The sequence below is a fragment of the Dactylosporangium cerinum genome (assembly GCF_042653625.1).
GTDB classification, from domain to species: domain Bacteria; phylum Actinomycetota; class Actinomycetes; order Mycobacteriales; family Micromonosporaceae; genus Dactylosporangium; species Dactylosporangium cerinum.
Genome location: NZ_JBHSIU010000071.1, coordinates 57,414 through 82,458 on the forward strand (window position 1 = coordinate 57,414; position 25,045 = coordinate 82,458).

The window sequence follows — 25,045 nt, forward strand, 5'->3', positions numbered from 1 at the left end:
TATGCCGACTCAGTGGTCACCGACCGGGGTGCCTGGTGCTGAAACTGCAGCAACACAGGTCGGACGCGGCACCGGCCGATCGCCTCGACGTGGCTCTGCCGGCCTTGCGCACGTACCAACGGCAGGCTCTCGCCGCGGTGACCGCTGGGCTGACCGACGGCGGCCGGGGACAACTGCTGTCCGCCTGCGGCACGGGCAAGACGCTGATGGCGGTCCACGCAGCTGCGCAACTGGTCGCGGACGGTCTGGTGGTGATCGCGTGTCCGTCGCTGGGCCTGATCGCGCAGACCCTCGCGGTCTGGGCTCGGTTCCGGGCTGCGGGCGAGCTGCTCGCCGTGTGTTCCGACGCGACCGTCCGCGACGCCGCGGTCCGCGACACTGCGCAGCTGGACTGCGCGGTCACCACCAACGCCGACGACGTCGCCGCGTTCGTCCGCCAGGCGACGGCGGGCCGGCGGCTGATCGTGACCACACACGTGTCGGCGCACATCGTCGGTGCCGCACTCGCCGCCGCCGGCGTCGCCTGTGACCTGCTGGTCGTCGACGAGGCGCACGAGACCACCGGCCGCGCGGACACCGACGTCGCTGTCCTGCACGAGCAGGACCGGTTCCCGGCCCGGCGGCGCCTCTACCTGACCGCGACCCCACGGGTCATGCAGACGGGCGCGCGCGGCGCGGTCGATGACGCGGCGACGTTGTCGATGGACGACGAGACGGTGTTCGGCCCGGTGCTGTTCCGATACAGCACCGCCCGCGCGATCGCCGACGGCTGGCTGGACGACTACCGCGTCGTCGCGATCGGCGTCACCAACGCGGAGGTCCTCGCCGCGCTGCGCCGCCCCAGCGCGGATGTGGTGCACGGCGACGCGGACGCCACCACCCGCACCGTGGTCACGCAGCTGGCCCTGGCGAAGGCCGCCGCCGAGTTCGGGCTGCGCCGGGTGCTGATGTTCGCCAACCGGGTCGCGGACAGTCTTGAGTTCGCGCGCACCTTCGCCGGCACGGTCGCGGCCGTCGCCGCGGCCGGCGGGGACCTGCCGCCCGGACCGTTGACGACCGGTCACGTCGACGGTGAGCAGAGCATCGCGCAGCGGCGTGTCCACCTCGAGCATCTCATCGAACCGCCCGGCGGCGGCTGGACGATGGTGTCCAACGTCCGGTGCCTGAGTACCGGTGTGGACGTCCCGGCTGTGGACGGGGTCGGCTTCCACGGCAGGCGCCGCGCCTCGATCGAGGTGATCCAGGCCGTCGGGCGTGGGCTCCGCCGCAGCCTTGGCGGGTCGGGGATGGCGACGATCATGCTGCCCGTCCTGCTGCCCGACGACCCGGACGACGTCCTCAACAACGGCGACCTGGGCGAGTGGGAGACCCTGTGCCAGGTGCTGCTGGCGCTGCGAGCCCACGACGACGTCCTCGGCGGCGAGCTCGACCGGTCCCGGCAGTCCGCCTGCACCCGCCGTGCGGAACTCCCGGTCCAGGTCGTGCTGAGGCTGCCGGACGGCTACGCCACCCAGCAGCTCGTCGAGCACATCAGCGTCCGCATTCTGCAGGGCACCACCTCGGACTGGCTCGTCGGCTACACCGCCCTGCAGGCGTTCCACGACAGCAACGGCCACGTGCGCGTGCCCGTCGGTCACCGCGAACACGGCGTCCGGCTCGACCGGTGGATCGGCAGCCAACGCGAGCAGGCGCAGGCCGGGCGGCTCCTCGTTGACCGGCGTGCGCGGCTCACCGCGCTCGGTCTGGACCTCGACCCGTTCGGCACTGCCTGGCAGCGCGGCCTCGCCGCCGCGACCGCCTTCCACGCCGAACACGGCCATCTCCGCGCCCCGGCCGGGCACCGCCGCGGCGGCCTCGACCTGCACCGGTGGCTCGCCACCCAGCGCAGGGAACGGCACCGCGCCCGGTTGCTGCCTGAGCGTGCCGCCGCCCTCGAAGCGCTCGGCATCGTGTGGGAGGCCAAGGCGACCTGGGACGACGGGTTCGCGGCTGTCGCCGCGTTCCACGCAGAGCACGGCCACCTGAACATCCCGCACGGCACCGTCGTCAACGGCGTCGACGTCTATCACTGGCTGGTGAGCCGGCGGGTTGACCTGCGGGAAGGCCGGCTCACCGGCGACACGCGAACCCAGCTGGACGCGATGGGCATGGTCTGGGACCTGCGCCAGCAGCAGTGGTGGGACCAGTTCGCCGCGCTTCGCGCCTTCCACGCCCAGTACGGACACCTTAGGGCCTGCACCGGCGCCCGGCACGACGGGGTCGTGCTGTCCCGGTTCATGCTCAAGATCCGCAGGGATCGGGAAGAGGGCCGACTGACCGCCGAGCAGATCGCTGCCGCTGACGCCGTGGGCATCTCCTGGCAGTTCAAGAACCGGCGCGACCAACCAGGGCGGCCACGCCGCACGGCGCCCGGACCGCGGTCCGGAGCCGCCAGCACGCCGTCGGGGCAGACGCCGTGACGCGCCCATCCACGTCCGCCGGCTTCCACGGGCCCGGTCGGACCCTGTGAAGCACCATGGCACGATGCTCCGCATGGTTGGTTCAGGTCGGGTGGGTGTGATCATCGCAGGGCTGGTGCTGCTGACCGGCTGCGACAGCGGCGGCGACGGCAAGGCAACGACCGCGGCGGCACCCGCGAGCAGCGCCGCCGCGTCGCCGTCCGCCGTCGACGCGGCTGTCTGTGTTGAGCTCAAGGCGGTGCACCTGCGGGAGTGGATCCCCTTCGACGAGGCGTGGCAGAAGCTCGTCGAGGTGAGCGAGCGGCAGGACGCCGCGGGAACCGCCAGCGGAATCAAGGCACAGAAGGCGATGGCCACCGAGTGGGCGGCAGTACTGGAGCCGCTGATCGGCCAGGTGCAGCAGCCCGAGCTGCGGCAACCGATGGCCGACCTGCTCGCCTCGGTCAAGCAGTACATCGCCGGCGACGGATACAGCACCGGGAACCTGGGCACCTTCGCGTTGACCGCGATGACGGCCATGTCCACGCGTTGCCCGACCTGAGCTGGAGCCGGCCCGGACCACTTCGGGCCGGCCGGCATTACTCATGCGGTAGCTGGTCGCCGCTACGCGTCGCGCCAGCGGGGTGCGAAGGTGCCCAGCTCGGCCTCGTGCTGGGTGTCGCCGCGCTCGACTGGTCGTCGGGCTTGCGCCGGCGGACCTCCTCGTTGCCGGTGGCGGTCATGCCGTCGTCAATCCAGATGGAAAATCGATCCGCCGATCTTGGCCCTCATCTGCCGCGATGCACTCGGCTCCGTCGAAGTTACTGGCACCGATCGATCCTATTCCGGCACTGGTGGTGGACCATGGTGGATATGGAGCCGATGCGTGAGGCACCGACGCTGGTCGAGTTGCTCGAGTTCGCCGAGGGATTACGTCCCGAGCAGGCCCGGGGCTTGCTGGCCCGGGTGCATTCCGTGCCCGTCGCGCCGGAGCCGGACGTCGACGATGCGGCCCGGCCGCCGCTGCGGTACACGTCATGGGCACAGTTCGTGGCGTGACGACCGTGCAGCAGCGGTTGCGTTGTGCCGGCTGAAGGCGAAGACGGCGAATCGTTCCCGCCTGATGTCAGGTCCACCGGACTGCAGGGTCACCGCTGCGACGGTGTGGGAGATCCTGCAGGCCGCCCAAGGCCGCTGCGAACACTGCGGGAGCCTAGCGGTGGAGGGTCGGCCGTCGTCTGTTTTTCGTCGTCGTGATCGACGCTTGATCGCGGCGGCGAATCAAGTCGCCGCGGTGTCCGGCGGTGCCGACGGCGCGGCGGACGTTGTGGCTGTGCCCGGGTTGGCCGTGGTGGTTGGGGCGGCTGGGATGTACAGCGCGGCGAGAATGGCGGCGACGGCGACGCGGTAGCGGTTGCCGACCTTCATGACCGGGACGGGGAACTTCCCGTCGCGGGCGAGTCCGTAGGCCAGGGCGCGGCCGAGACCGAACACCTGCGCGGCGGTGGGGAGGTCGGTGATGACTCCCAAGGCGCGGACGCGCTCCTCGGTCCACGTCCCGCCGCCGTTGGCGACCGGCGCGGTGGATGGCGGTGGCGTGGTCGATGCGGGTGCAACTCTCGGGTTCACAGGTATGGCTCCAAGTCGATAGCTGGATGGTGCGTTCGTCGGTGGCCCTCGGTTGTGGCCACGGGGGTGGCGGGCAACAAGGGCTGGCTGGGACGGCGGGCGCGCCAGCCTCGCCACCGCTGCTGTGGTGACGATCGGCGAGGTGCGCGCCTGGCTGACGAGCCGGCGCCGTCGTGCGCCGTGACGGTCACGCCGGTCCGGCGGACGCTGGTGCAGGTGCTGGGGCGTTGACCTGTTCGAGCCAGTGCAGCAGTGTCGGCAGGTGGCGGTCAGGGCCGTAGGCGAGGTACGTGCCGTCGACGCTGTGGCAGCCGATCGATGCGGCGTAGCGGAGCCGTTTGAGGCTGTTGACGCGACCCATGTGGACCCACAGGCCGTGGGCTCGTGCTGCGGCGGCGAGGTTCGCGGCGGCGACGCCGAGTTTCCATGGGGTGGTGCCGCCGATGAACAGCGCGTCGAAGGCGGGCCAGTCGACGTTGGCGTGTTCCAGGCCGTCCTGGGCGACGAGCGCGGCCGGGTAGCCGAGGTCGCGGATAGGGTGTAGGACCGGCCGGGACCGGGTCCAGGTCGCCGCCGCGTCGCCGGGTACGTCCGGGGCGGTCGCGAACGCGCACCGCTCACGGTGTGCCGTGCGGGCGGTGAGCCAGGCCAGGTACCGCTCGTTGCCGGGGTAGTTATTAGTTACGTGGAATCTGGTCACGGAGGCGGACTCGCTTTCGGGGTCGTAACCCACGGACTGAGGAGTCGTGTTGGACGTTGGGATCGTGCTGGAGGAGAAGTGGCCGGTCCTTGGCCGGCATGAACGAGCGGCCGAGTGGCTGCGGATCTGGACGGATCTGGGGCGGGCGCGACGCACGATCGATGCGTACGCCCGAGGGCTGAGCGAGTATCTGGAGATGTGCGAGCGGGTTGGCGTCGAGCCGCTCACTGCGAGTCGGGCGCACGTAGCCGCGTACGTTCGGGAGTTGACGAACAGGCCGAGCAGGCGCGGCAGTAACGTCGTATCGATTGACTCGGGGGCGGGGTTGGCGAACGCGACGCTGCAGCAGCGGCTGGTGCCGGTGCGGCTGTTCTACGACTTCCTCATCGAGGAAGGTGTTCGATCCGCGAACCCGGTGGGACGGGGCTGGTACACGCCCGGTCGGCGCTTCGGCGGCCACCAGCGTGGACTGGTGCCCCGGCTGCACAAGCTGCCCTGGATTCCCAGCGAACAGCAGTGGCTCGACGTCCTCGCCGTGGCACGGGCAGAGCCGGTCCGAAACCGGGTGATGCTCGCGCTGGCCTACGACGCGGCGCTGCGCCGTGAAGAGCTGTGCTCGCTGCGTGCCGACGATCTGGACCCGGCTCACCGGACGGTGCGGATCCGGGCGGAGACGACCAAGAATCGAATGGAACGCGTCGTGCCGTACTCCGCGGCGACCGGTGTGCTGCTGTCGGAGTACCTGGCTCACCGGGCGACACTCAGCCGCGCCCGCGGGCCGCTGTTCCTGTCCGAGTCGCGCCGCAACCGCGCGCAACCTTTGACCTTGTGGACCTGGTCGAAGGTGATCCGGCGGATCGCCGTCACGGCGAAGGTGCCGCAGTTCTCCACGCACAGTACCCGGCACCTGTGCCTGACCGACCTGGCCAGGATGGGCTGGGAACTGCACGCGATCGCAACCTTCGCCGGCCACCGCTCCACCGAGTCGACGATGCGCTACATCCATCTTTCCGGACGGGATCTGGTGGACAAGCTCGCCACCGGCATGGAGCACATTCATAGCTGGCACGTGGCCATGCTCGCCGAAAACACGGCCGCTGAGGCATCGCAGCGACAGGCAACCGGCGCATGAGCGCGCCAGCAACCGGCACGACCGCGCCAGCCGCCGGAGAACGGCAACCGGCTTGGCGAATTCAGACGCACCAGTATGAACGCCGTGTCGAGCTAACCGTCGCCGATCGCGACGCCATCACCGGTCTGGGATGGCAGCTGCGCCGCCGCCGCGGCTACGACCACGCGGCACCGGAGTGGCACCGCATCGGCTGGCTCCTGCGTCCGCTGGATGATGCTGTAACGGGGCTGCACTGGTCCACCGACACCCGTGCCCACCGCAGCTTCGCCGACGACGCGATCGCCCTCGTGCTGCTGCGCTGCGCCGAGTCCGGCCGCACGTTCTGGGGCTGGTCCGCCGACGACTGGGTCGCGCTCATCGGCACAAGCATCGAGCAGTTCCGAGAGCCCTGGCCGCTTCGGATTGACGCCACGGTGCGCCCGTATACCGCCGCGTTGGCCTATTTGATCGGCAGGTTCACCGATTTCGACCGACTTGGCCCCTTCGGGCGGCAGGTGCTCGCGCGTCGCGTCTTCGGCAGCGACGCCGTCGAGGAGGTGACCAATCGGGTCACCGGGATGTTGACTGGGTGGGGCTACCGGATCGGCCCCGCCAACAGCCAGCGCCTCTCGACCGCGCTGGTCCAGGCGATGCTGATCAACCGCAGCACACGGCTGGAGGATCTCACCACGGACGTGTTCGACCGGCTCCGCCGCGATCACACCATGGGCAGACGACACTCCCACGCACTGCACAGCATCCAGAAGGTCGTAGCGGCCCTCGGCTTCTGCGATCCACGTCCGGTCGCGCCGAGCAACGTCCGCTACGACATCGAGGGCACGCCAACGTCGTGGTCGACTTCGTCGACCGGTGGTCGACAACCTCAACCCTGACGCCGAAGGTCCGGACCTCCTGGCGCAGCATCCTGGCGAAGGCCGGCCGTTGGCTATCCGAGCAGCACCCGGACATCACTGAGCCGGCTCAGTGGACGCGGCAAACCAGCGCGGACTGGATCGCCGCGATCGACCGGATGAGCGTCGGCGATTACGTGCAGCGCCACGATGGCCTGCTCAAACGCGTCGGCGAACCGCTGTCGGCTCGGACCAAGGCCGGCTACATCACCGCGACCCGGACCTTCTTCCGCGACCTGCAGGAGTGGGAATGGATCCCGCGCCGGTTCGATCCGCTTCGCGCGCTGGCCACGCCCAGAAGCATCGCCGGGCTACTCGGACCTGATCCCCGCATCATCGCCGACGACGTGTGGGCCAAGCTGCTGTGGGCAGGGCTCAACATCGAACCGGCGGACCTGCCCGCCAACGCCAGCGGCCTCTGCTATCCGATGGAACTCATCCGTGCCATCACGCTGACCTGGCTGTTCGCCGGCTTGCGCAGCGACGAGATCGTCCGCCTCCGGGTCGGCTGCGTGCGGTGGGAACACAACAGCGTCCCGATCACCGCCGACTCCATGCATGTCCTGGCCGAAGACGCCGTCTGCCTGCTCGACATCCCCACACACAAGACCGGAACGGCGTTCACCAAACCTGTCGACGCGCTCATCGGCCAGGCTATCGAGGCATGGCAAGCGGTTCGCCCCGACCAGCCCAAGCTTCGCGACCGCAAGACCGGCGAGCAGGTCGACCTGCTCTTTGCCACCCGGGCCCGCCGCGTCGCCACCGCCTACATCAACGACACGATCATCCCTGCACTACGCGGCCGGGCCGGCGTGCCAGCCGCCGACGTCCGCGGCCGCATCACCAGCCACCGCGCCCGCGCAACCATCGCCAGCCAGCTCTACAACGCCAAAGAACCGATGACACTGTTTGAGCTCCAGGCATGGCTCGGCCACCGGTCGCCGGAAGCGACCCGTCACTATGCCAAGATCAGTCCAACGGTCCTAACGAAGGCGTACCGCGACGCCGGATACTTCGAACGCAACATGCGCGCCATCGAGGTCCTCGTCGACCGCGACGCCGTCACCAGCGGGGCCGCCGCCTCCGGTGCACCGTGGCAGTACTTCGACCTCGGCCACGGCTACTGCACCTACACCTTCTTCGAGCAATGCCCACACCGCATGGCCTGCGCCCGCTGCGACTTCTACACCCCGAAAACGTCCACACAGGGGCAGCTGTTGGAGGCCAAGGAGAACTTGCAGCGCATGGCCGCGAGTATCCCGCTCACCGACGAGGAACAAGCCGCCATCGACGACGGGCAACTGGCCCTCGACCGCCTCCTTACCCGCCTGGCCGATGTCGCGACGCCAACCGGCCTGACACCACGGCGGATCGGCGCCACGACGGGCGCGACCCTCCTTCCGATCATCGACGTCACCACGTCGCAGCGGCGGCGGCGCGGTGACGCAAGAACAACAAGCGGTTGACCAGCGGAGCGCAATCTATCCCGGTCCTCCCGGCGAACAGCAGCGCGCGAGAAGCGCTCTTACTGTGGCAAATCCGCGCATCTGATCTTGGCGTGATCGCACGCTTCCCATCAGGCGATTCCGGGCCGAGTAAGGCGGAGATATCCTGATCGGCGTGTCGGTTAAGAGGCCCGCAGACGAGGCGGAGACTGCCGCGCGGGTGGAGTCTGCTCTCGTGGAGATCGCCGCGATGGCCGTATCCCAGCCGGAACCCGCGGAAGAGCGGATAACCAGACTTCTGGATAGCATCCAGCAGAAGCAACTCAAGGTGCTCGAGTCGTCGTTCCGGGACGCGATCGAGGAGTTTCTTCCGAAGCGCCGTCGGCGTCTGGTGGGCCACCTTGAGAAGAAGCTGGTCGCGCCGAAGCCGGCGCCTCCGCCAGGGCCGGCCAAGCTGCCCAACCCTGCGACCGCCTTCCGGCGGATCGCGGTGGATTCATCGGGACCCCCGGTCCCTGCCGTTCGCTGGGCGAAGCGGCCGGTCACACAGGCAGAGGTGGACGACCGGATGGCGGACCTCGAGGAGGCGCTCGACGAGCTGAGCGAGAAGCACATCTTCCAGTGGCAGACCCTCTACCGCGACTGGCTCTCCGAGGACTTTGACTGGTTTCTGGACGCGCTGGCCAGCTATGTGCGCTATCCCCAGGTTCTAGAGAAGATCCACGACGCGCTCGCGGCGCACTCGGCGGAGATCTTCGAGAAGGGCAGGCGTCACCAGATCAGCCAAGGGGAGACTGGGCAGTACGCAATCGACAAATCCCTCAAGGGTCTGCAGAGTTTTCTCGACCTGCCGATCGAGTTCTACTCTGCTCGGCTGCCGACCGCGATGGATACGAAACAGGCGACGAGGCTTCGGTCGCTCACGTCGAGCATGCTGTCCGCGATCCTGACCGGGTACAGCCAAGTGGACTTTGGCGTCTACACCGGCGGTGGCGTGCTTGCCCGCTACCCACGGTCGTGGGCGCATACGCTTGCCTTCCTCACCCCGGACGACCTGGACGCTCTGTTGGAGCGAACCGAGCATAACGACTTCGTGCGCGGTTTGATGTTTTACCTCACGCCGCTGGTCGAGGCGATCGAATCACTCGGCGACGGTAGGGAGCACATGCCGCTGCCGGCACTCTCCCAGCTGCGGTCAGACGCCGGGCTGATGAACATCTGGCTCAGGCCATCAGCGCTCTCGCCTTACCCGCAGCTGATCGAGCTCGAGTGCTATCTCGGTGAACGGTACGTACGGCAGCCGGATCTGCTGGAAGCTGCGCGCCGTGGCGTGACGGTCGCGGTGGTCCCAATCAGCGCCGGGTCAGCGCGTGCTGCACAGAACGACCCGCGGCTGCGGCAGACGGTCGTGTACGCCGAGGCAGACCTATCGAAGGTGCCCAGCACTCGTGATGCGATCAAGGCGCCACTGGGGGATCGGGCGTACCACCAGGGCACAGCCTCGTCGCGTCGGCAGCCACTTGGGCACAATGTCGCCCGGGCCTTCCCCCGTGACAACCCCAACCTGTTGCCCTACTACATCGTTCACCGCCAGACCGTGCGGGACCTCTTCCGCACATTCGAGAGCCGCAGCGGGGTTCGCCTCTGGTGCAGTGTGCGTCGTAGCGGAAAGACGACGGCGGGAGCACGGCTAGACGCCGACGCCACGACGGGTCAGGTGTCCGTGGTCAAGCAGACCTGTGACACGACTGGCGAGACCCCTAACGACAACATGTTTTACAAGCGGGTGCAGGCGGCCCTGACGGAAGGCAACTGGTTGCCGGAGACGTTCTTCCGGGATCTCGTCCGGCGGAGCGGTGACGGCCAGGCAATCTCTGACCGCACCGTCTTCGTTCTCGACGAGTACGAGACGCTCTTCGGTGCGCTCAGCGCGGCACTGCGCCGGGATAACGACCTGCGTTACTTCGTCGTGCAGCCGTTGCTGAACCAGATGGTCGAGTTCTCCCGTGAGAACCTCATCATTTTCCTCGGGCAACAGCCCAACGCGCACTACATCCTTATGGACCAGAATCAGCTCAGTCCTTATGTGCAGCAGGACTCTTTCCCCCTATTTGATCATAAACAGGGCGAGCCCAGGGAGGAGTTCGCCCAGCTCATCCGGAAGATTCTGGTCAACCCGGTGAACCCCGATGCTTCGTTTGTCGACGCCGTCTACGGCGAGACCGCAGGCCACCCGTATCTCACTGTGTCGATACTGTCCGGCCTTGTAGACTGGCTCATCGACGAGAAGCGGCCCGTCAACAGGCTGGAGCTCACGCGAGAGGACTTCGAACAGTTCGCCAGTACTCGGCTGCGGCCAGGCGCGGTGAGCCTCAACCGGGACTACGGAATCTTCCACGAGGCCGCGCGGGAGGCGCTGAGCGAGGCTGGCCGCCAGCGGTCGCTGTGGCTGCACCAGGTCTACGCCGTTCTGCGCGCTGTGGCGCGGTCCTCGCCAGAAACCCTGCGGTGCACCCGTAGTGACTTCGACGAGATCGCCGCTGGCGTCTCGGACGGGATAGACGCGGGGCGGTTGCTCGCAACGTCCAGCGACAGCAACTTCCTTGCCTACGACGACCAGTACGTCTGGCCACGGATCCGTCTACTTGGCCGGATTGCCGCCGTCTCAACGGGAGGTCTCGGATGACCGGGTACATCGACGAGCACATGTCACCGCGGCGGCTGGCGCAGGTCGTGATGGACCGTCTCGCCACCGAGGAGTCACCGCTCGCCGGCTACTGGTACGAGGTGCGCGGCGATCGCGGCAAGTACGCCGACGACCTGCGCCGGTTGCTGGTCGGCACTGCGGTGGTGGTCCTCGTCGTCCGCGAGGTCGTTTTCGACAATCCGAACGCTGTGCAGTCGGAGTTCGTGGACCTGATTGACAAACATCGCGACGAGTTCGAACAGGTGCTACGCGACCTGCCCGAGTACCCGCCCGTGGTAGCTGCCGTGCTACTGACCCGTCGCGTTCCGGCGGTGCCGCAGGTAGCGTCGCCAGCCATCATGCCAGGATGGTTCCCGCGCTTGGGTGGCACGATCGTCCCCGTCTACCTGCGCGACCTCACCTGGACCGGCAGCGCGGCCATTGACTCCAGCGAGTCGGCCATCCCCGAAATCTGCGCCGGGCTGTTCACCCTGGACGATGCGCTGCTCGACCGGCTTATACGCGTTCACGCGACGGAGCCCGCGGGCGCGAACGCATTGTGGACTCACGTAAGGTTCGACGATAGGTACGACGTCAGCGACTTCTTCACGCTGTCACGCCGATTCCGCACCACTGTGCGCAACAAACACGCGTTCCGGCCAGACGCGCGGAACGGCACCACCGTGGTCGCCCGACTCTGGAAGGTAGTTCAGCGGACGTCGCCCGAGGCACTTGGTCGTATCGGTGCCGACCTGAGCACGGCGCTGCGCCTGCCCGATGCGCTTGATCGCGCTTGGCACCAGCCCTTCACCTCTGTGCTCGGGCGCCCAGCCAACCGACCACCAGGGCCAGCCGTGGCATTCGCCAGCAGCGTTCTGCGAACCGTCGCGGCGAGCGCGCAGTTCGTCACCGTCGCTGCACACGCTGACGATTACGGCGCCTACCCCGTGGCGCTGTTGCGCTCGACATCGCTCGATCTGCTGGCGGCGATGCGTGACGCTACATCCCTGCTCCAGACGCTCGATCCATTCTGACGACTTGATGCCCAACGTGGTAGTTCCGCCGCCAGGTCCCCTGCGCCGACGATCCCGCAGCAGCGATGGTGCGCCTCGAGCAGCGTTGCGGCGCCCTGGTTGTTTCGTGACGGCGAATGGGGCGTGGGCCACGAACGTAGCCTTGATCGGCGACGTCGCTCGGTCTGCCACCGTCCGAGATGACGTCAAGGCAGCGCTAGCCCGTCCCGTGGGGTCCTCCCGGGCATCTGGACGTCCAGCGCACCTTGACAAAATTGATTCCACATAAGGCAGGTGTAGGCGCTGTTGTCGGCGATCCACGCGACGCCGGCCTCGACCCGGTTCCAGGATGCGGGGTGGCGATCATTCCGAGCTGGCCGGCGCGCATGACCTTACGAACGAGCGGGCCGGAGGCGGTGGCGCACGGGCGGCGGCGAGCACGGCGATGGGGACGACAGTGGCGAGGGCCTTGACCCACAGCTGTCCGGGGGAGGGCTGCCCAGATCGGGAATCCGGCCAGGTTGAGGAATAGCAGCGAGTCGACGGGATGCTGGCGGCGTTGGAGGCGAGCGCGGCGCGGAGCATGCCGCGGCCGCGGAGTCGTTGGTAGACGAGGAGGCCGACGAGAAAACTGGCCACGACGGAGGCGATGGCCGCACGCAAGCGCACCGTTGCGCTCGGCATGCCGACAGCGCTGTCGTAACCAGCCGTCGCACCTTTCACCAGGCGAGCGCTGCTCGGCCCAACAGCAGGTCGAGCCGAGCAGCGCTGGCGCGTTACCGCTCTGGAGCCAACGGTGCGACGTCAAGCTCGACGACGGCGACTCCTCGGCGCAGAGCAGGGACCTCGAGGTAACTCTTCTGCATGGGCAGCGGATCACCCAAGCTCAGGCCCACGCGCGGCCGTGTCGAGCCGTCCGAAAGGTTGTACGTCTCGTCGGTCGCGAAGGCACCACGCAGGCGCCACGCAGCCAAAGGCATCCCCTGAAAAACGGCGATCACGCGGTCACAGGAGGAAGCCTTGGTTACCGTCAGTGCCCAGGCACGTTCGACCCACGGCTCGATCTCGGGGATCGACTGGGAGGGGTCGTAGGTCTGGTTCAGGGACACAAACAGCACAGGAACAGGCATCGAAGCCCCTTTCCGAGCGCCGAGCGCTCGGGAAACGAGATCGCCTCATGCGATCTGACAAACACACTCTACCGCGCTGTCACGTCGACGCCTTGGCTGGTTTCGAGCCCAACCATTGATGATCATTGAGGTTCAGTGAAGCAGGGACCAATACGGCGGTGAGGTCATGATGCAGTCGACGGATGTGTCGGGCATTGCGGTGAGGGCGTCGCGGGCGTCGCCGAGGTGCAGCTGTACCGGCCCGCTGGCGCGGTAGGCGTAGCCGCGCAACCGGTCACCGCTGGGCAGCAGGGCGGGCGGGCTCATCCGGGCACCGCCCAGCGCCGCGAGTCCAGGAGCAGGCACAGCGCGGCGGCGGCCTGCTGCGGCACGACCCCGTTGCCGAGGACCCGCAGGGCGCGGGTGCGGGGCAGCGCGAGTTGCGGGTTGGTGACCCACAGTTCTGGCAGGCCCATGAGCCATTCCACGAACGGCGGGGCGAGGACAGGTTTGCCGTGCCGGCCCGGCTGGGACGGGTCCGGCACAGGCCGGCCGAGAAGCTGTTCCCAGCGGGCGACGGCGGTGGCGTATTCGCCCCATCGGTTTTCGTCGCGCTGTCCGAGTTCGGTCTGGAGTCCGGTGACGGTGATGGTGAGGTCGACGCCGACCTCGCCGTGTCGGCTCGCTCCCTGCCCATCGAAGGCTTGTGACGTTGGCAGAACCCGGACGGCGGCGGAGGGCAGGGTGAGGTCGCCGTGTGAGCCGCGCTGTGCCGGGCAGCCTTTGCTGCCGTCGGTGGCACGTGGGGTGGGTAGGAGCCGAGCGGCGTCGGTCAGGGTGCGGCCAGCGTGTCCGACGAGCGGGACGCTGCGGCCGGCGGTCGCGTTGGCCGAGGATCGACTGTCGGCGACAGTCGGTGTGGGGAGGAGCTGCTCGCTGGCGAGGCTGTCCAGGCTGGGCCGGACAGCCGCACCGGGCGAAGGTGACTGATTGGTGCCATACGACACGGCGGTCGGCGTCGGCAGCAGATGGTGTCGGGTGCCGCGGGGTTCGATGAGGTCGGGAAGCCCGTACTGGTGGCCGACGCCGCGGCCGTCACGGGCGCACGGCGTCGGCAGGGTCGCTGTGGTTGCGGAGGCGGTGCTGGTCGGCGGCCAGCAGGAACAGCCGGTCGCGGCGGTGGGCGGCGCCGATGTCGGATGCGCGTAGGCATAGCCACCGCGTGTCGTACCCGCTCTCGGCCAGGTCGGCGTGGACGGTGTCGAACCCTCTTCGGAGGAGGGCGGCGACGTTTTCCACGAAGACGAGCGGTGGTCGAAGAGCGCGAACTGCGTCGGCGACGGCGGTCCAGACGCTGGAGTGTTCGCCGGTGATGCCGGCGCGTTTCCCGGCGTTGGAGATGTCCTGGCACGGGAACCCGGCGGTGAGGATCTCGACGGGTTCGACGGTGTTCCAGTCGATGGTGCGGATGTCGCCGAGGTCGGTGGTGTCGGGCCAGTGGTGGGTGAGGACGGTGCGGGCGTGCGGGTCGGTTTCGGCGTACCAGGCGAGGTGTCCGCCGAGGACCCATTCGACGGCGAGGTCGAGGCCGCCGTAGCCGGTGCACAGTGACCCGATCCGCGGTCCGTCACCGCCTCCGGATCGTCCGGGGGCGGTGTGTCGGCCCGGCCTGATACCGGTGGGGTGGTCACTCACGCCACCTCCCGCACCGAGGCCGGGCCGGTCTTGGACTCGGTCGTGGAGTCGCTGGTGGTATCGCTGGGGTGCGGGCAGGTCCACGGCCCGCACCCCAGCGCATCCACATCGGCTGCGGCCGGTTTTGGCCGTAGCCGCACCTGGTCGAGCGGGACGCGCTGGCGGTGCAGGAAGGACTGCCCGCGCAGCGGGTGTCCGTCGGCGTTGGCCCGCGCGGAGCCGTGCCGGATCGCGGCGTCGAATGCGACCGCGTCGGCCCACTCCGCGGGGCTGCCCGCCTGCAGCGTGGCCCAGAACCCGTCGTCGTGGAACGGGCACCCCAGGCAGCTCGACTTCGGGGTTCCCGGCAGGCCGTGCCGCTCGAGGTAGGCGACGCAGTCGCCGCGTCGCCACCCGAGGTCGAGCAGGGGGAAGGTGTTGCGCATGTAGCCGACGTCGGCGTCCCGGGCGCGGCAGATCTCATCGACGGAGATCCCGATCGCGATGTCGGCGACGACACCGGCCGGCACTCGCTGCGGGTGCTGGTAGCCGAGCCGGCGCCGGATCTCGGCCTTGATCGGTTTGATCTTGTACTCGGCGGTGCACTGCCGGCGGGCCATCCCGCGTTCGCCGTTCGGGCCGAGCGTGAACAGCGGCATCGACGCGAACCGGTGCCCGGGGTCGAGGGCGTCGGCGCGGATGTTGCCGGCCGACACCCGCACCACGGGGATACCTGCGGCGGCGGCGATCCGCTCGAGGCGTTCCAGCTGCCCGTAGACCGCGGACGGCTCCCAGCCGGTGTCGGCGAAATCGCCGCGTCGAACCGCGGGATCTCCCCGCGCGCCGCGAGCAGCAGGACAGCCGAGCTTTGCACGCCCGCCCCGAGCGATAGATATTGATGGGTGCTCATCGGCGCCCTCCGGCACCGTCCGCAGTGGACGGCAGCTGCACGGAGGACTCCGGCTTGGTGAAGATGAGGACGTCCTCGTGGGCGATGAGGTGCATCGGCGTCCCAGCGGCCCGGGCCTTGCGGACCGAGCGGAGCTGGAAGAACGACGGGCGGGCGACGAGCTGGCCGTCGCGGACGGCGGCGAGCAGCGCCACGCACCGTTCGGTCGGGACCAGGCCGGCGCGGACGCCGGCGCCGATGACCGCTGAGGGCAGGTCGACGAGTTCGCCGCGTTTGCGCCACGGCCGGGCGGTGACGACGACGGTCCCGCCGGGTCGCAGGAGGGTGGCGCAGCCGCGCAGGATGTCGGCGAACCCGTCGGCGAGGCCGGTCAGGTCGCGGTAGGCGAGGTTGCCCTTGTCGCTGCCGTCGTTGTACCGGTTGTCGCGCACGTCGAGTTCGTCGCCGACGGCGACGTGCCCGTGCACGGTCGGCCCGTACGGCGGTGACGTCACCACGAGGGCGACCTGCCCGGCCAGGGCGGCCGGGACGAGGGACTGGATGGCGGTGGCGTCACCGCGGATCACCCCGCCCCGCCCGGTCGCGCCCTGTTGGCGGGCGTGGCGCAGGTTGGCGTCGGCGATGTCCGACCAGCGGGACTCGTACTCCACGCCGATGCCGTCGCGGCCCGCGTGGACCGCTTCGACGAGGGTGGTGCCGATGCCGCACATGGGGTCCAGGACGAGGTCGCCCGGGTTGGTGTAGGCGGCGATGGCGTGCGCGGCGATCGCCGGCAGCATCCGCGCCGGGTGCGCGGTGGACTCCGGCACGTACCGGCCGCGGCGCTGCACCGGGCCGGTCCGCTGGGCGGTCGCCCAGACGGACAGGTGCTGTGCGCGCGGGTCGGGGTTCGAGGGCTCAGCCACGAGGCTCACCACCATCCGGGCCGGCGTCGTCGCTGCGGCGCCGGCTGCCGCGCCGCCGGGCGGGCGGCGCAGAATTTGCCGTGGGCGTGAAGATGAGCAGGTCGGCGTGCACCCGCAGGTGCGCCGCCGTCCACGTCTCGCCGGCGGCGTCGGCTCGTGCCCGGGAAAGGGCGAGCAGTTCCTCGTCGTCGAGGTGGTAGACGAACGCCTCCCCGCTGGTGCCGGCGCCGATGATGTCGGCGGAGACGGCGACGATGTGCTGCAGGTAGCCCAGACCGGTCCGGGCCGCGGCGTCGACGATCGGGGTGAAGTCCTCCGGCTCCGCGGCGTGCCCGACCGGCACGGCCACGACCAGCACGAGGCAGCCGCCAGAGCGCAGCAGCTCCCGGCACGCGGTCAGCAGCCACGCCAGCCGGACCCTGCCTGCGGCGGGATCCGGGTCGAGCGGCCAGGTGGCCACGACGAGGCTGGTCAGCCCGGCCAGGGACGCGCCGTCCGGGACCGGCACGACCGGATGCCCGTGCGGCGGCAGTTGCGGGTCGGTGAGGTCGTCGCCGAACCATTCGGTCAGCGACACGGCGGCATCGGCGTCCGGGCGGTGCTCGGGGTCGTCGCCGAGGGTGCTGCGGGTGGCCCGGGCGGGCCGCACGCCGTGCACCGGCGGCAGGTCGGTGTCGGTCTCGTCGTCGACGGCGGGGCCGTCGGTGTCGCGCGGGTCGTCGCGGGAGACCGGGCCGACGATCAGCGATGCGACGTCAGTGAACCAGGCGCGGTGGTGCTGGCGCCCACCGGTGCTGCAGGCGGTGGCGAGGGCGTGGCCGTCGGTCAGGTCGACGACGGCCTCGCCGGGACGGCTGTAGGCGGCGACGAGCCGCCGGGCCAGGCGGGCGGGCATCGTCCTGCGGTCGCCCCTGCCGGCGGCGGTGCGCCACACGGTGATCGGGACCGGCGGGTCACCGGCGACCAGGTCGATGAGCGGCCGGTCGTCGTCGCCGGCGGTGTCGGACTGCGGGTGGTTGGGGAGGTCGGGGTGGTTGGGGTGGTGCGGCGGGTGCGTCGTCATCTGGTTCTCGGCTCCGCGCCGCGCCGGGAAGCGCTGACATCCCCCTATCCGGCGTTGTGAGTCCTGACGAACGCCCCCTGCCGCTCACAGCCGCTCACAGCCCAACCGGACGGTCGGATCGCTACGAGACGTGTGCTCACAGCCGCCGAACGTGACGACAGTGCGGGCGGGTGCCGCTCACAGCCGCCTGCGGCGTCAAGCCCCGCCCGCTCACAGCCGCTCACACGCTGCCGTGGCCGCTCACGGCGGGGCGCGTTGTCAAGGGTCGCCCGCTCACACGCGGCTGTCACGGCGGTCGCCTCGCCCGCAGGCGGCACCATCGCGCGCCGCCGAGCCTGGTCGAGACCTGCGCCGACGGCAGTCCCCGGACGACAGCGCCGACAGGGGCGGCGGCTCGGGCTCGACGCCCGTCGCCGTCCTGTGAGTGCTCGCGGCAGCCGATCACGACACCGTCCAAGCCGGCCGCCGTGACCACCGCGCGCTGAGGGCGCCACGGACCGGTCTGCGGCCCCGCTCACCCGCGACATCGACAAACCTCGCTGTCGTGAATCGTCGGCGGCTGGCCGCCGACGTCGCCGCGTGAGGCGTGTCAATCGACATACATCGCTGTCACTGGAGACTGGCGGCGCGAGGCGCGGCACCGTAGTGGTGACCGTGACAGTGACATTCGTGCCTCCGTGAGCGTGCGTGAGTGAAGTGCGAGCGGCGCGAGAGCGCGGCGGAGGGGCTACGGCGGTCGCCCGCCGTCGCGGTGTCACAAGCGCAGACGTCGGGTGTCACGGCGCGTCAATCGCTGCTGTCACAGTCGCCGATGGTGTCAAAGCCCAGTTCAAAGACTGTGACACGATGGCATGTCAACGATCACAGTCGATGTCACTGATGGTGTGACAGTCGTCGTGCCGGGTCCCGGTGACCCCGCCTGCCGGTGTCGCTGAGCTGCGCTGTGGGTGGCGCGTGAGCGCCGTCTGGCGTACTGGCGTCTCGCCGACGCCGCCGTCGACCTGCGGTGTCAATCCACAAACTTCACTGTCATAGGAGCTGTGACATGACTGTGTCCGCCATCGCGACGGCCACTGACACGACCGCTGACACGACTGCTGACATGACCGGTGCCACGCGTGATGACACGGCCGGCCCGCGTCCGGAGGCGTCGGATGTCGCCGCCGGGCGGCCCGTCGATGACGGGAGCTGGCCGACGTCGCCGTTCGGGTGCGTCGACGCCGCGTTCGCCGCGTTGACCTGCGACCCGCACCCGTTGCGCATCGACCTGTCGCACCTGGATCCCGCCCTTGGGGTGCCCGCCGGACCGATCAACGTCGCGGATCTGCGCGTCTGGATGGGCCGGCACCGGCGGCACTGGACGGCGCTCGACGCGGTGTGGCGGGAGCTGATTACCCAGGCCCGGCTCGACGGCCCGGCGTGGGTCGTCGCCGCCACGGCGCTGGCGCTGCCGGCGCTGGTCCGCTGCGCCGCGGACCTGGTCGCCGGTGGCTGGCGTGGGGACCCCGACGACGTCGACGCCGAGGTCCTCACGGGGTTTCTGGGCGCGTTGCGTGACCACGTCGACGTCGCCCGCCCGGCCCCGTACGCGCGGCTGTGCCGCGCCGCCCAGCGTGCCGGGCACGCCCTGGTCGCCCAGCAGCGCGACGTCGTCCTTGTCGACGACATCGACGCGATCCCGGCCGGGCCACGGACCCCGCAACGGCCGTGGGGGCACCCGGATCTATTGGTGCGCCGCGCCGTCGACCTCGGGCTGCTCGATGCGTGCGACGAGCAGCCCTACATCGACACCCGGCTCGGCCGGCGGGCGATCGAGCCGATCGCGACGCGCCTCGGTGTCACTGCCGACGCGCTGCGGATGCGGCTGCGCCGCGTCGACGAGCGCCTCGCCTGGGCGCTCGCCGACGGGACCCTCACCGGCACCGCCTCCCCGCAGGCACAGCAGGCCCTGGTCCGGCAGGCCGAGCACCGTCAGCGGACCCGGACCGCGTGCGCGTCGACCCCCGCCACGGCAACCGTCGACGCGTCGGGCCCCGCCGGTATCCGCCGTGCCGCGGGAACGCCCGAGCTCGCCGCCGCCTGAACCGGCCCGATCCGAGCGCCAGCGCCAACACGCCGGGCCCGGCCCCCGACCATCGTCGGGGCCGGGTCCGGCGTGTTTTTGCCTGTCAGTTGCTCGGTCGTGAGCGGGACCCGCGCCGGGCCGGGCCTTCACGCTGCGCTGATGGCAGGGCGGCATGGGCGGCGCGCAGTTCGTCGGCGAGGTCGCGGCCGTGCCGCAGGCCCACTGTCCGTTCCGTCGCAACGTTGCACCCTCCGGCAGCGCCGACCTGTGGCGATGCAAGGTGAGTTCGGACGCTCCGGCCGTCTGGTGTTCGGATCTACATTGCATGTTCGGTGGCGAGCGCCCGAACCCGCACCTGATCGGGCACATCGTTCCGCACGTTTGTCACGCCGCGGTGGCTGTGATGACGGCTTACTGCTGCGTTAGTGAGGTCCGTAGGTGCGGATGATCTGTTCGGCAACCGCGACGTTGCCGTTGTCCACGCCGAGTTGCTGGTACAGCGTGACGGCTTCGGTGGCGGTGATGACCGCCTCCCCGTACCGGCCGCTCTGCTCCAAAGCGACGGCGAGGATGGTCAACGCGTTGGCTAGGGAGGCCTGGTGGGCGGTGGGGCCGGCGGCGGCCAGGCTCCGCCGGACGGTGACGGCTTCGGTGGCGGTGGTGACTGCCTCCCCGTCCCGGTCACCCAGGCGCAACGCTTCGGCGAGGATGGCCAGCGCGTCGGCGAGGGAGGCATTGTGGGCGGTGGGGTCGGCGGCGGCCAGGCTCCGCCATATGATGACGGCTTCGGTGGCGGTGGCGACCGCCTGCCCGTACCGGCTGCTCTGCTCCAAAGCGTCGGCGAGGATGGTCAACGCATTGGCGAGGTAGCGCTGGTAGGCGGTGGGGTCGGCGGCGGCCAGGCTCCGCCATATGGTGACGGCTTCGGTGGCGATGGCGACCGCCTCTTCGTACCGGCCGGCCTTGCGCAACGCATTGGCGAGGCTGGCCAGCGCGTCGGCGAGGTAGGGCTGGTGGGCGGTGGGATCGGCGGTGGGGTCGGCGGCGGCCAGGCTCCGCTGGATGACGACGGCTTCGGTGGCGGTGGTGATCGCCTCCTCGTACCGGCCGCCCAGGCGCAACGAGTCGGCGAGTCTGGCCAGCGCGTCGGCGAGGTAGGGCTGGTGGGCGGTGGTGACCGCCTCCCCGTGCCGGCCGGCCTGGCGCAACGGGTCGGCGAGGCTGGCCAGCGCGTCGGCGAGGAAGGGCTGGTGGGCGGTGGGGTCGGCGGCGGCCAGGCTCCGCCGGACGGTGACGGCTTCGGTGGCGGTGGTGATCGCCTCCTCGTACCGGCCGCCCAGGCGCAACGAGTCGGCGAGTCTGGCCAGCGCGTCGGCGAGGAAGGGCTGGTAGGCGGTGGGATCGGCGGCGGCCAGGCTCCTCCATATGGTGACGGCTTCCGTGGCGGTGGCGACCGCCTCCTCGTGCCGGCCGGCCTTGCGCAACGCATTGGCGAGGATGTTCAACGTGCCGGCGAGGTAGGGCTGGTGGGCGGTGGGATCGGCGGTGGGGTCGGCGGCGGCCAGGCTCCGCCGGACGGTGACGGCTTCGGCGGCGGCGGCGACCGCCTCCCCATGCCAGCCGCCCTGACGCAACGCTTCGGCGAGGATGGCCAGCGCGGTTGCGTGGTCGTCGGCTGTGGGGGCGTGGGTGACGCGTGCGCGGGCGACGGCGATCTGGGTCTGGTTGAGGACGTTCATCTCGTTGGTGAGGAGTTGGCTGAGGTGTTGGACGGTGTCCCAGTCGGGGTTGGCCTGGTTGACGGCGGTGGCGATAGCGCTGTCGATGGGGCCGTGCCCGGCGAGGGCGGTGCGGATGGCGATCGGGATCAGTCGGTGTGGGTCGACGGCGAGGAGGGTGGTGATTGCTGTGGTCGCGGTGGTGGTGTGGGTGGCGGCGCGGGCCAGGGTGGTCAGTACGGCGGTGGCGTGTTCGGGGGTGGCGGCGGTCAGGCTGACGGCTGCGGCGAGGTCGGTGTTGTCGGCGAGGGCTTCGACGGTGAGGTGTTCGGCGAACACGGCCGGCAGGTGCGGCCGGGTCCAGTAGCCGGTGACCCGCGGGTACAGGTGCAGCCACACGGTGAGAGTGTCGATCAGGTCGGGTGTGGCGTTGTGCAGGCCGGGCAGCAGCGGCAACAGTTGGTGGGTGTCGGTGCGGGTGCGGGCGCCGGTGAGCATGGTGAACACCAGCAGGTCCCGCAGCACGGTCAGGGTGATGTTCGGGTAGTTGTCGAGGCCGTGTTCGGTGGCGTGGCGTTGCCACTGGCGCTCCTCCCGGGTGAGGAGCGCGGCGACGGCGTCGGTGACGTCGACCGGCCCGGGTCGGCCCTCGTGGGCGCGCCAGGCCGCTTCGAGCGCGGCGGCGTGCAGCAGGATCAGCGGGGTGCCGGCGGTGATCCCGGTCAGCGTCATCCCGGCCGTGTCGGCGCCGACTTTCTCTGCGAACACGGCCATGGCAGCTCTGGCGGCGCCCCGCTGGCCGGGGGCGTCATCGGCGATCGTGCCCAGCCAGGTACGGGTCTCGGCGACGTCGACGGCCATCGGTAGCGGCTGCTGCACACCGTTCCACCAGTCGGTGAACTCCCGCGCCACCAGCAGCACCCGCACGGTCTGCGGACCGCCGGGCCGGTGCACCGCTTTCAACAGCTCACCGAGGTCGTCGCACACGTCGGCGTCATCGACGACGGCCAGCACCGGCCGGTCCCAGCCGGACGCGACCTCAATCGCCGCCCGGCCCTGTCCGGGCCGGACCCAGCCGACCGCCCACGCCTGGCTCTCCTCACCGCGCAGCGCGGCACCAGCCTTCATCGCCAGGCGGGTCTTGCCCGAACCCGGCCCACCCGACAACAGCCACACCAGACCCGGCTGGTCCTCGACACACCACCGCCGGACCGCCGCGACATACCGCCCGCGCGGCACCGCGAACGGCACCATCGCCTCCCACGGCGCCAGCCAACCCAGCACGCTGTCCCCAGACCCGTCACCACCCCGACCCGGGCCTGGACCGGCCGCGAACACCTCCGACCACCGCTCATCCGCCACCACCTGCTCGCGGCGGCGGTCCCAGCCCAACCCGGCCGCGAACCCCGGCAGCGCTCCAACCGCAGCAAGGGGCACTCCCACCCAGGGGTTGAGCAGGCCGGCGCCCGCTCCCGCACCCCCTGCAACGGCCACCCCGACCAGCGCACCCACCGCACGGCCACGCCACCGCCACTGCTGCCGACCCTCCGCCATGGCACCCATAGTGAGTGGCGCAACCACATCAGCACCATCAGTCACAAAGTCGGATGGGAACTCCGTGCCCGAAGGCCGGGGCCGCGACAGGAGCAAGGCAATCCGAACAGTGCAAGATCAGGTGCAATTTATGTCCGAACGGTGCAAGGTTCCGGCGCACAGGACACCCACGACGCGGCGCTGTGAGCGCGGCCGTGAGCGGGCTGTGAGCGGCTGTGAGCGGCTGTGAGCGGCTGTGAGCGGCAGGGGGCGTTCGCCAGGGCTCACAACGGCGGATAGGGGGGTGCAGGTCTTCGAGGCCCGGCCAATTCGGCCGACATCCACGAGGCCCTGCCCGCCGCCGGGCAGCCCCCGGTCGCGAGTGCCGCGCCAGCCACGCGCTCGGGTGCCGCGCCAACGTGATGCACTGACACCTCATCCACAGCCAACCCGTAAGGGAGGACGTGCTCCTCCCGAGCGCGCATCCCGGCTGCGTTCCGCACTCGCACCACGGGTCCTGCTCGGCGGCGGTCACTCCATCCGCTGTTCGAGCATTCGCCCCCGCCGCCCCCGGCGTGCCGCGCGCCCCGCAGGCGCGCGTCCCGGCGGCGACGTCGGGGGCGGGAGGTGACCCCAACCATGTCCCGCACACCGCGGGCACGTAGTCGTGCCCACAACCCGCACCACACCACCCGATCCGCGTCCGCCGGCATCCCGTCCGGCGCTGCGACGCCTCCCGAACCGCCGGCCGTAGGCGGTCGTGCCGCCCGTACGGCCCGGTGGGCGATCACCGTCGGCGCTCTCGCCGTAGCGGTCGTCGCGCTGCCCTCCGCCGCGTACGCCGATCCCGGCGCCCCGGTCGTCCTGGCCGCGAACACGCTCCCGGTCGTCATCGCCAACCTGCAGACCTGGGTCATGGGGATCCTGGCCGCCCTGGCCACCCTGTTCCTGGTCTTGGCCGGCGTCTACTGGGCGACCGCCGGCGGCGATCCGGCCCAGGTCGACAAGGCCAAGGGCGCGTTGAAGAACGCCCTTATCGGCTACGGCCTGGCCGTCCTCGCGCCGATCCTGCTCGAGGTCGTCAAGGGCATCGTCGGGGGCTGAGGCGATCATGGGCTGGCTCCTGGACAACATCCTCACCTGGTTCGCCGAACAGATCCTGGCGTGCTTCGACGGTCTGATCGGCGTGATCACCAACGCCCTGCTGGTCACGCCGGACGTGACGACGTTGCCGCAGGTGCAGGCCCTGACCGGCCGGTCCGTCCTCGTCGTCGACCTCGTCTTCGTGCTGTTCTTCGTCGCCGCCGGCGCGCTCACCATGAGCGCCGGCGGCGACGAACGGTCCCGCTACACCGCCAAGGACCTCGTCCCCCGCTGCATCGTCGGGTTCGTCGCGGCGCACTTCAGCCAGCTGTGGTGCGCCAAGATGATCGACCTCGCCAACGCCCTCGCCGCCGCGCTCACCCAAGAAGATGTCGCCGGCGACGGCACGGTCCGCCCGCCGGCGATCACCGCGATCAAGACCCACATGATCGCCTCCCGGGACGGCACGTCGGGACTGCTGTTCTGCGTCTGCGCCGTGATCATCCTGATCCTGCTCGGCTCCACCGCGATGAGCATGATCACCCGGTTCGCGGTCGTCCTCGTCCTCACCGCGGCGGCACCACTCGCCCTGGCCTGCCACGCGCTGCCGCAGACCGACCCGGTCGCCCGCATGTGGTGGCGTGCCTACGGCGGCGTCCTCGTCATCCCGGTCGCGCAGGGATTCACCCTCTACGCCGGGCAGTGGATGCTCACCGACAGCAGCCACATGCTGTTCGCGTTCGGCCTGCCCGGCGACGGCGGTCCGACGAACCTCTTCGTCGTCATGGTCCTGCTCTGGACCACGGTGAAGATTCCCGGCCTGCTGCGCCGGTTCGTGTCCTCCGGCGGCCAGCGGCCGAACTTCCTCGGCATGGTCGTGCGGGTCGTCGTGGTCCAGCAGCTGTCCCGCGCCGTCCCGGACCTCGGCCGGATCGCCGGTAGGGCGGTGGGCCGATGAACCGCCGCGACGAAGAGGCCGTCCGCGCGCGGATGCCGACGGCTGCTTCATACTGCGCGGTCTCCGTTTGCTGTTGGGTTTGGTTTGAGGCGGA

21 protein-coding genes are annotated in these 25,045 nt (G+C 70.2%); 11 read left to right on the forward strand and 10 right to left on the reverse strand.

The window, feature by feature from the left end; genetic code table 11:
- Positions 1-89: 89 nt before the first annotated feature.
- From ACFPIJ_RS47140 to ACFPIJ_RS47150, 3 genes are all read left to right on the forward strand, one after another.
- A complete protein-coding gene (locus ACFPIJ_RS47140) occupies positions 90-2,459 on the forward strand; it encodes a DEAD/DEAH box helicase (RefSeq protein ID WP_380126031.1) in 2,370 nt (789 codons plus the stop codon).
- Positions 2,460-2,532: 73 nt separating this feature from the next.
- Positions 2,533-3,000 carry a hypothetical protein gene (locus ACFPIJ_RS47145; protein WP_380126032.1) on the forward strand — a complete coding sequence of 156 codons (468 nt, stop codon included), beginning with the start codon at positions 2,533-2,535 and terminating at the stop codon, positions 2,998-3,000.
- 311 nt (positions 3,001-3,311) lie between these two features.
- Positions 3,312-3,497: a hypothetical protein gene (locus tag ACFPIJ_RS47150; RefSeq protein WP_380126033.1), complete on the forward strand. Its 186-nt coding sequence runs from the start codon at positions 3,312-3,314 to the stop codon at positions 3,495-3,497.
- A 222-nt stretch (positions 3,498-3,719) separates the two neighbouring features.
- On the opposite strand, the gene ACFPIJ_RS47155 is transcribed toward ACFPIJ_RS47150, so the two are convergent.
- Both ACFPIJ_RS47155 and ACFPIJ_RS47160 read right to left on the reverse strand, forming a co-directional pair.
- Positions 3,720-4,067, reverse strand: a complete 348-nt coding sequence (locus tag ACFPIJ_RS47155; RefSeq protein ID WP_380126034.1) for a helix-turn-helix transcriptional regulator — start codon at positions 4,065-4,067, stop codon at positions 3,720-3,722.
- A gap of 187 nt (positions 4,068-4,254) precedes the next feature.
- Positions 4,255-4,767, reverse strand: coding sequence for a hypothetical protein (locus ACFPIJ_RS47160; RefSeq protein ID WP_380126035.1), 513 nt, complete (start codon positions 4,765-4,767; stop codon positions 4,255-4,257).
- Between the two features lie 64 nt (positions 4,768-4,831).
- On the opposite strand from ACFPIJ_RS47160, the gene ACFPIJ_RS47165 reads away from it, so the two are divergent.
- From ACFPIJ_RS47165 to ACFPIJ_RS47185, 5 genes are all read left to right on the forward strand, one after another.
- Complete coding sequence (locus ACFPIJ_RS47165) at positions 4,832-5,899, forward strand: tyrosine-type recombinase/integrase (RefSeq protein WP_380126036.1); 1,068 nt, start codon at positions 4,832-4,834, stop codon at positions 5,897-5,899.
- Positions 5,896-6,771, forward strand: a complete 876-nt coding sequence (locus ACFPIJ_RS47170) for a hypothetical protein (protein ID WP_380126037.1) — start codon at positions 5,896-5,898, stop codon at positions 6,769-6,771. Before ACFPIJ_RS47165 ends, ACFPIJ_RS47170 begins: the two co-directional genes overlap by 4 nt.
- The gene (locus ACFPIJ_RS47175; RefSeq protein WP_380126038.1) at positions 6,729-8,255 is read left to right on the forward strand and encodes a tyrosine-type recombinase/integrase; all 1,527 of its coding nucleotides are present in this window, start codon (positions 6,729-6,731) and stop codon (positions 8,253-8,255) included. The genes ACFPIJ_RS47170 and ACFPIJ_RS47175 overlap by 43 nt, the downstream gene beginning before the upstream one ends.
- Positions 8,256-8,469: 214 nt before the next feature.
- Positions 8,470-10,920: a hypothetical protein gene (locus tag ACFPIJ_RS47180; RefSeq protein WP_380126039.1), complete on the forward strand. Its 2,451-nt coding sequence runs from the start codon at positions 8,470-8,472 to the stop codon at positions 10,918-10,920.
- The gene (locus tag ACFPIJ_RS47185; protein WP_380126040.1) at positions 10,917-11,954 is read left to right on the forward strand and encodes a hypothetical protein; all 1,038 of its coding nucleotides are present in this window, start codon (positions 10,917-10,919) and stop codon (positions 11,952-11,954) included. Before ACFPIJ_RS47180 ends, ACFPIJ_RS47185 begins: the two co-directional genes overlap by 4 nt.
- A gap of 755 nt (positions 11,955-12,709) precedes the next feature.
- On the opposite strand, the gene ACFPIJ_RS47190 is transcribed toward ACFPIJ_RS47185, so the two are convergent.
- From ACFPIJ_RS47190 to ACFPIJ_RS47220, 7 genes are all read right to left on the reverse strand, one after another.
- Positions 12,710-13,063, reverse strand: a complete 354-nt coding sequence (locus ACFPIJ_RS47190; protein WP_380126041.1) for a hypothetical protein — start codon at positions 13,061-13,063, stop codon at positions 12,710-12,712.
- Positions 13,064-13,195: 132 nt separating this feature from the next.
- On the reverse strand, positions 13,196-13,369 hold the full coding sequence (locus ACFPIJ_RS47195; protein ID WP_380126042.1) for a hypothetical protein: 174 nt from the start codon (positions 13,367-13,369) through the stop codon (positions 13,196-13,198).
- Positions 13,366-14,049, reverse strand: coding sequence for a hypothetical protein (locus ACFPIJ_RS47200; protein ID WP_380126043.1), 684 nt, complete (start codon positions 14,047-14,049; stop codon positions 13,366-13,368). The genes ACFPIJ_RS47195 and ACFPIJ_RS47200 overlap by 4 nt, the downstream gene beginning before the upstream one ends.
- Positions 14,050-14,137: 88 nt before the next feature.
- Complete coding sequence (locus ACFPIJ_RS47205; RefSeq protein ID WP_380126044.1) at positions 14,138-14,737, reverse strand: DNA cytosine methyltransferase; 600 nt, start codon at positions 14,735-14,737, stop codon at positions 14,138-14,140.
- Entirely contained in the window at positions 14,734-15,441 is a 708-nt protein-coding gene (locus ACFPIJ_RS47210; protein ID WP_380126045.1) for a hypothetical protein, read from the reverse strand. Before ACFPIJ_RS47210 ends, ACFPIJ_RS47205 begins: the two co-directional genes overlap by 4 nt.
- A 181-nt stretch (positions 15,442-15,622) precedes the next feature.
- Positions 15,623-16,531, reverse strand: a complete 909-nt coding sequence (locus ACFPIJ_RS47215) for a TRM11 family SAM-dependent methyltransferase (protein ID WP_380126046.1) — start codon at positions 16,529-16,531, stop codon at positions 15,623-15,625.
- Positions 16,524-17,594 carry a hypothetical protein gene (locus ACFPIJ_RS47220; RefSeq protein WP_380126047.1) on the reverse strand — a complete coding sequence of 357 codons (1,071 nt, stop codon included), beginning with the start codon at positions 17,592-17,594 and terminating at the stop codon, positions 16,524-16,526. The genes ACFPIJ_RS47215 and ACFPIJ_RS47220 overlap by 8 nt, the downstream gene beginning before the upstream one ends.
- A 1,102-nt stretch (positions 17,595-18,696) precedes the next feature.
- On the opposite strand from ACFPIJ_RS47220, the gene ACFPIJ_RS47225 reads away from it, so the two are divergent.
- Complete coding sequence (locus ACFPIJ_RS47225) at positions 18,697-19,677, forward strand: hypothetical protein (protein ID WP_380126048.1); 981 nt, start codon at positions 18,697-18,699, stop codon at positions 19,675-19,677.
- 404 nt (positions 19,678-20,081) lie between these two features.
- Here ACFPIJ_RS47225 and ACFPIJ_RS47230 read toward each other — a convergent pair whose 3' ends face one another.
- A complete protein-coding gene (locus ACFPIJ_RS47230) occupies positions 20,082-22,931 on the reverse strand; it encodes a tetratricopeptide repeat protein (protein WP_380126049.1) in 2,850 nt (949 codons plus the stop codon).
- A gap of 765 nt (positions 22,932-23,696) precedes the next feature.
- Here ACFPIJ_RS47230 and ACFPIJ_RS47235 point away from each other — a divergent pair.
- Both ACFPIJ_RS47235 and ACFPIJ_RS47240 read left to right on the forward strand, forming a co-directional pair.
- The gene (locus ACFPIJ_RS47235; RefSeq protein WP_380126053.1) at positions 23,697-24,014 is read left to right on the forward strand and encodes a pilin; all 318 of its coding nucleotides are present in this window, start codon (positions 23,697-23,699) and stop codon (positions 24,012-24,014) included.
- Positions 24,015-24,021: 7 nt separating this feature from the next.
- Entirely contained in the window at positions 24,022-24,951 is a 930-nt protein-coding gene (locus ACFPIJ_RS47240; protein WP_380126050.1) for a hypothetical protein, read from the forward strand.
- Positions 24,952-25,045 lie beyond the last annotated feature (94 nt).